The sequence below is a fragment of the Photobacterium frigidiphilum genome (assembly GCF_003025615.1).
Lineage (GTDB): Bacteria > Pseudomonadota > Gammaproteobacteria > Enterobacterales > Vibrionaceae > Photobacterium > Photobacterium frigidiphilum.
Genome location: NZ_PYMJ01000073.1, coordinates 1 through 6303 on the forward strand (window position 1 = coordinate 1; position 6303 = coordinate 6303).

Sequence of the window (6303 nt, forward strand, 5' to 3'; positions counted from 1 at the left end):
TGATTACTGGTAAACCACCTCAATATTGAAGAGACGATTCATGAAGGCGGATCTCTCCCGCACTAGGGTTTTATGTTCATCATTGCGCAACCATAAATCAAATTGACCCTTATTTATCATCCGTAATAACTCAAATTCCTGAAGCGTTGACCAGGCACGTTTTCGTATTTTTAATCCACCGGTAGCGACAGTCAGCTTCTTGATCGGCGCATGATCCGACTCGATACCATTATTGAGACATTTCACTTGCCGCTGTTCTACATTCGCTCGTAATCGTCCTTCTTTTTTCAAGCGAGCAATCGCATTGTGTTGTGGCTTAATGAATTTGTACACCTAAATGGGATAAAATACTCTCAACATAAAAATGGTGTACACAATGACAAAAGCTCGATCAACATATTCAGTCGCATTCAAGCATGATGCAGCAAGTTTAGTCTTGGACAAAGGTTACACGATACAAGAAGCCTGTGATGCCGTCGGTGTTGGATACACAGCAATGAGACGATGGGTAGCTCAACTTAAGCAAGAGCATGACGGGGTAACACCGACTGCGAAAGCGATGACGCCAGACCAAATACGTATTCAAGAGCTTGAAGCAAAAATTAAGCAAATTGAATGGGAGAAAGATATTTTAAAAAAAGCTTCCGCTCTTTTAATACAAGACAGCATCAAACGATAGATTTGATAGCTGTGTTATCAAGAGAGCCTCATTCAATAAAAAAGTTATGTGTATTATTTGAAATACCTCGTAGTAGCTTCCATTATCGACTTAAACACCGCGGCGTAACAAAGCCTGAACGCGCTTTATTACGTCAAAAAGTCGTTGATATCCACAGTCGTAGTCGAGGCTCTGCTGGCGCGAGAACAATTTCAGGCCAATTAAATCAAGCAGGCGAAAGTGTCGGTCGATACAAGGCTGCAAGCTTAATGAAAGAAGTAGGCATTGTCAGTAAACAGCCCAATAAACATAAGTATAAGATATCTGAGGATGTATCGAAAATAGCCCCAAACCGACTAAATAGGCAGTTTGATGTTGAAGCCGTTAATCAAGTTTGGTGTGGCGATGTCACTTATGGTGTGCCCGGAGTTCAGCACTAGCAAGGAAGCTTAAATGAACCACGAGTCTATCTGAAATACACAAACACAATAGCAGGAGCTAACGTGTGTTTGCGGCACTATCTGGTTGTGCAGATAGTTGAGTCTGAGCGGCAGTGACTTATCGTATGCTGATAAGGTGATGTAACTCGCTGACAACGGGGAGTGAGGCGAAATCGTTACGCCAAGATGCTCTTCTAGGCTAAGTATTGAACGGATGAAGAACATGAACCGATTAACCCGCATCTATGGGCTGAAACGTCGCCACTGCCTACACGATTTAACAGGCAGTATAGTGCAGTAACAGTGCTAAATGAATGGGCGCTATTACCGAATTAATGAGTAACACATAGGTATTTATTAATGGATAAACGTCAAATCACAAGTCGGCGTTTAAGCACTATCACCTTACAACACGATAAGGTTAAAGACTGCGATCGGCATCCACACCAATATGTTTGAGTTCAGGTAGGTAAACCGGGGAAGGTTTGTTTGGATGTTAAGGGAGCACGACCCCAATGGCAAACAAACTGGCGGAGCGCTCATAGTAGTCTGAGATGGGGAAAGCCCATTACATGGCAAAGGAGCGCAGTTTAATTGATTTGCGCAAGCAAATTATCTGACCTTAATGAGGTGAAGACCTTTGATAATCAGCGAACTGCAACGCAAATTAGCAACATGGACATCAATCGATAAAACGCGTCGCGTCAATCGGTTATTGCGCCTAATCTGTCACCAGAATTGGCTTTATCAAGCCGCACAAGTAACGCTTTCCTCCAAAGGTGCTAAAACAGCTGGGGTTGATGGGATAACTAAAATCCACTTGCAGGGTCATCTGGATGCGTATCTGGCTCAAATCAGAGATGATTTACTGTCAGGTAATTACCAACCGATGCCCGCCAGAAGAATTTACATCCCAAAGGCCAATGGAAAGCAGCGCCCCTTAGGCATCCCAACCTTAAGAGACAGAATAGTACAACGTGCCATGCTTATGGCAATGGAGCCAATATGGGAAAATGATTTTCACTCATTATCCTATGGCTTTAGGCCTGAACGCAGTGTTCATCACGCCATTAGAACGGTTAAGCTGCAATTAACCGATGGCAATGTAGCGAGAGGACGTTGGGTAATTGAAGGTGATCTATCTAGCTACTTTGATACTGTTCATCATCGATTACTCATGGCATGCGTTCGTAAGCGCATTAGTTGTCAGCGATTTAATGAACTGCTTTGGCTATTCATTAAGGCCGGACATATTGATCGCAATTTATTCTGTGCAACAAGTAAAGGTGTACCACAAGGTGGCGTCATTTCTCCGTTACTGTCCAACATCATGCTCAATGAGTTCGACCAGTATCTGGATAAATGTTATTTAAACAAGAAAACACGTAAAGACCGCTGGTATTGGAATCGAACTATTCAAGACAAACGCAAGATTGCGTTAAAGGAAAAGAGACAATGGCAACCCGCAGTTGCTTACTGTCGTTATGCTGATGACTTTCTAGTGATTGTTAAAGGCAACAAACAGCAAGCAGAAGCTATTCGTGAACAGTGTCAAAATTTCCTTGAAGGTAAACTTAAACTCACACTGAATATGGACAAAACCCATATCACACATGTGAATGATGGTTTCATCTTCCTTGGACATAGGCTCATTCGAAAACGAGGTCCTAAAGGTAACATGCGTGTGGTGTCAGGTATCCCCTATGCTAAAGCTAAAGCATTTTCTCACTCGTTGAGTCTGGCTTTATCGGGAGATCATAGTTGTAGCAAGATAGACAAAGTAGAACAACTTAATAGTAAGCTAAAAGGTTGGTCTCAATTTTATCGACATACAGATTATACTGCGAAAGTTTACAGTAAAATCGATCGTATTGTTTTCTGGAAATTGGCCAAGTGGTTAGGAAAGAAATATCGATGTTCCATCAAATCACTAATGATGAAATGGATCAAACGTCCAACACCAAATCAGGCCACGACATGGGTTCTGTTTGGGAAGAGCAATCAAGGCAATTTATGTGGAGTATCACTGTTTAGGTTAGTGAGCAGCCCCAAATTATCCTTTAGATGGCGATTGCCTGAATCGAATCCCTACCTCAGAGATGAAATAAGAAATACGGTCACATCTCGCTACAGCGATGTTGCAATGGCTGTTAACCACAATTAAGCGGAGAGCCGTATGCGCTGAAAGGTGCACGTACGGTTCGGAGAGGAGAGGCAGAGAAATAGTCGACTACGCTCTGCCTCTTACTCTACTTTGGGCTGGTAATCAATGGATGTACTTAGCTGTGGTCATGGATTTATTTGCTCGAAAAATTGTGGGTTGGGCATGCTCAGATAGCCCAAACACTGATTTAACTTGTGCTGCGTTACGAATGGCTTATGAAAGCCGAGGACGCCCCAAAAATGTTATGTTTCATTCAGACCAAGGTTGTCATTACACGAGCCTTCAATTCAGACAAGCGTTGTGGAAATACCAAATAACACAAAGTATGAGTCGCCGCGGAAATTGTTGGGACAATGCCCCAATGGAACGATTTTTTAGAAGTTTCAAAACGGAGTGGATGCCGAAGGAATGCTATAACACCTTTGCAGAAGCTGAGCGGGATACGCTTAAATATATATTACAGCATTACAATACAAAACGAGGCCATAGTTATAATAACTATTTATCGCCCGTGATGATGGAAGCTGCGGCTTAATTTAAACGCCCATCGAGGTGTACAGTTTTACTTGACCACAACAGAGCGTATTCAATAAACCAACGATAAATGGTCGAACGATTCACCGAGATCCCTCGCTCTGCCAACATATCACTGAGGTTGGCATAACTCATTGGTGTTGAACCATACCATCGCAAGCACCAAAGGATGATTTCAGGAGAAAAATGTTTCCATTTGAATTCATTCTTAGTCATTGGGTGCTCAGAGGGTTAGGTAAAGGTGGGATTTTGGGCTGAAGCAGAATTTTTTGCAACAAACCCATATTCCAAATTGAGCCCTCTTATTTCGTTAATCAGTGCTGTCCGGTTTTTAACTAACCGACTTCTAATTCGGTGGAGAGACTGTATATCTTGTTGTTCAACTTGCTTGATGGGGACGAATTTCATTGAGGGTCTACTGGCAGCCTCCGTGATGGCTTCGACATCGTTAGCGTCATTTTTGTTTGTTTTAACAAACGGCTTTACGAATTGAAGGCTAATGAGCTTCACTGTATGCCCAGATCGTTGAAAAACACGGGCCCAGTAGTTGGCTCCTCCACACGATTCCATTACGATCGTACATGGTGGTAAATTAGCGATATATTCAGCCAACTTACCTCTTGATAGGCGCTTTTTTAAAATGGCTATACCCGTGATCATTGATGATGCTTGATTTCTTCAATAATGAGGATCATGCTACACACTATGAAAATGACTCTAACCCAAAAGCAAAAACACGAACTTGAAAACCAGCATGATAATACTCGTGATGGTCGAGTTCGTGACCGTATAAAAGCGGTACTTCTTGCATCTGAAGGTTGGAGTACCTCCATGATTTCACAAGCTCTGCGCATCCATGAAACGACAGTTCTTCGTCATCTCAAAGATTATGAACAATCTGAAAAACTGACACCTGAAAATGGCGGGTCATCGGGATACTTATCTGTCATTCAAGCGATGGCGCTAATAGAGCATCTGACTGAGCATGCCTACCATCATTCACATCAAATCGTAGCCTACGTAATGGAACATTTTGGCGTTCAATACAGTGTCCCAGGTATGAACAAATGGCTTCATCACAATGGCTTTAGTTATAAGATGCCCAAAGGTGTCCCACATAAGTTTGATGAAGCAAAACAGCAGGCTTTTATTGAGGCTTATGACGCTCTTAAAGCGAGCTGTGGCGAGGATGAATCGATTTTATTCATTGATGCTGTTCATCCAACGCAGGCGACTAAAATCACGCATGGTTGGATACGTACAGGGCAAGATAAAGTGCTTGAAACAACAGGTAGTCGTAGCCGACTTAATATTATCGGTGCGCTGAACTGAACCTGTCGGACATCGGAGCCACTGTTGTTAGTGACTATGAAAGCATTAACAGTAAGAACATCGTTCGCTTTTTCTGCAAACTAAGGGATAGTTACCCATTAGATCACACGCTCCATATCATCTTAGATGGGGCGGGATATCACCGTAGTGATTTGGTCAGGGATGCGGCTTTCGTTCTCAATATTAAGCTTCATTATCTTCCACCTTACAGTCCGAATCTTAATCCTATAGAACGACTTTGGAAAGTGATGAACGAGAAGTCGAGGAATAACGTTTACTTCAAGAGTAAACGTGACTTCAAGGAAGCTATAGACCAATTTTTTACTGTCACTCTTCCAGAGATCGCAGGCTCATTGACGTCTCGACTTAATGATAACTTTCAGGTGCTCAATTCTGCATCTTCAAGTTGATTGGGTATATACCATTATAACCAACACCATGAAGTTGAAAAACATTCTTGGCAATATCAATACCCAGTAAGTTAATGACCATCACTCTCTCTCCCACTTATTAATTGTCACCATAATCATAGCCTGACGGGACGCTATGGGGTGGGATGGTTCATTACATTAAAGCCCTTTGACGTTGATATAGGCCTCGTTCATCTGGCACGATATTCCAATAAAGGGACATATTTGATGACCCCGCGGTTCAATGTTGCATGATCAACATGAATACCTCACTCTGCCTATATCTCTTCAGTTTCAGGTAACTCAGCTTATAGAAAAGATAGTAATAAACGGACTGCAGTATGATCTCGGAAGGAAAATGATGACCTGTGAATTTAATGGTCATAATGTTGGAAGTGATGAAGGTTGATGTCAATCATAATCTACCCCCCCTGTTTACGACTTTGTTGCATTAGATTCTCATGTTACGTCTAAAAAAAACAATATTTATTCGCGATAAAAAAAAACATGATTCACACTCAAGAGGTATTAATTGTACAGCTATTTTTATTGTTAAATAGCTGTCAATTAAAGAGGTATTTAATTACTGAAATAAAACAATTAGAAATACATGAAAAAGAAGGTAACTCGAATTTATATTTTTTTGACCATAACGTGGAGAGATAACAATGCAAAAGGGATTGAACCTGAGCAAAATGGCTTGTGCTATTACAGGTATGTTGATGGCAGGAATAGCTTCTACCGCTTACGCAGCGCCAACGCATG

4 protein-coding genes and 4 pseudogenes are annotated in these 6303 nt (G+C 41.8%); 5 read left to right on the forward strand and 3 right to left on the reverse strand.

The features are described from left to right. Positions 1-3 precede the first annotated feature (3 nt). Positions 4-306: pseudogene (locus C9J12_RS29270) on the reverse strand (DDE-type integrase/transposase/recombinase); the annotation flags it as partial. A 70-nt stretch (positions 307-376) separates the two neighbouring features. Here C9J12_RS29270 and C9J12_RS29275 point away from each other — a divergent pair. The 4 genes and pseudogenes from C9J12_RS29275 to C9J12_RS29290 all read left to right on the forward strand — a co-directional run. Further along, complete coding sequence (locus C9J12_RS29275) at positions 377-679, forward strand: transposase (protein WP_170111916.1); 303 nt, start codon at positions 377-379, stop codon at positions 677-679. Positions 680-690: 11 nt separating this feature from the next. Next, entirely contained in the window at positions 691-1098 is a 408-nt protein-coding gene (locus tag C9J12_RS29280) for an IS3 family transposase (RefSeq protein ID WP_170111917.1), read from the forward strand. A 640-nt stretch (positions 1099-1738) separates the two neighbouring features. Further along, entirely contained in the window at positions 1739-3262 is a 1524-nt protein-coding gene (gene ltrA, locus C9J12_RS29285) for a group II intron reverse transcriptase/maturase (protein ID WP_107246867.1), read from the forward strand. Positions 3263-3341: 79 nt separating this feature from the next. After that, a pseudogene (locus C9J12_RS29290) lies at positions 3342-3797 on the forward strand (IS3 family transposase); the annotation flags it as partial. A 44-nt stretch (positions 3798-3841) separates the two neighbouring features. On the opposite strand, the pseudogene C9J12_RS29295 reads toward C9J12_RS29290, so the two are convergent. After that, a pseudogene (locus tag C9J12_RS29295) lies at positions 3842-4012 on the reverse strand (IS6 family transposase); the annotation flags it as partial. A gap of 15 nt (positions 4013-4027) precedes the next feature. Beyond that, positions 4028-4456 carry an IS110 family transposase gene (locus C9J12_RS29300; protein WP_407675714.1) on the reverse strand — a complete coding sequence of 143 codons (429 nt, stop codon included), beginning with the start codon at positions 4454-4456 and terminating at the stop codon, positions 4028-4030. 45 nt (positions 4457-4501) lie between these two features. Here C9J12_RS29300 and C9J12_RS29305 point away from each other — a divergent pair. Further along, positions 4502-5538: pseudogene (locus tag C9J12_RS29305) on the forward strand (IS630 family transposase). The last annotated feature ends 765 nt before the right edge of the window (positions 5539-6303 follow it).

Excerpts from the sequence above, each read along its gene's own strand:
- C9J12_RS29275 (WP_170111916.1), top strand. The coding sequence starts at position 377 with ATGACAAAAGCTCGATCAACATATTCAGTCGCATTCAAGCATGATGCA.
- C9J12_RS29300 (WP_407675714.1), bottom strand. The coding sequence starts at position 4,456 with ATGATCACGGGTATAGCCATTTTAAAAAAGCGCCTATCAAGAGGTAAG.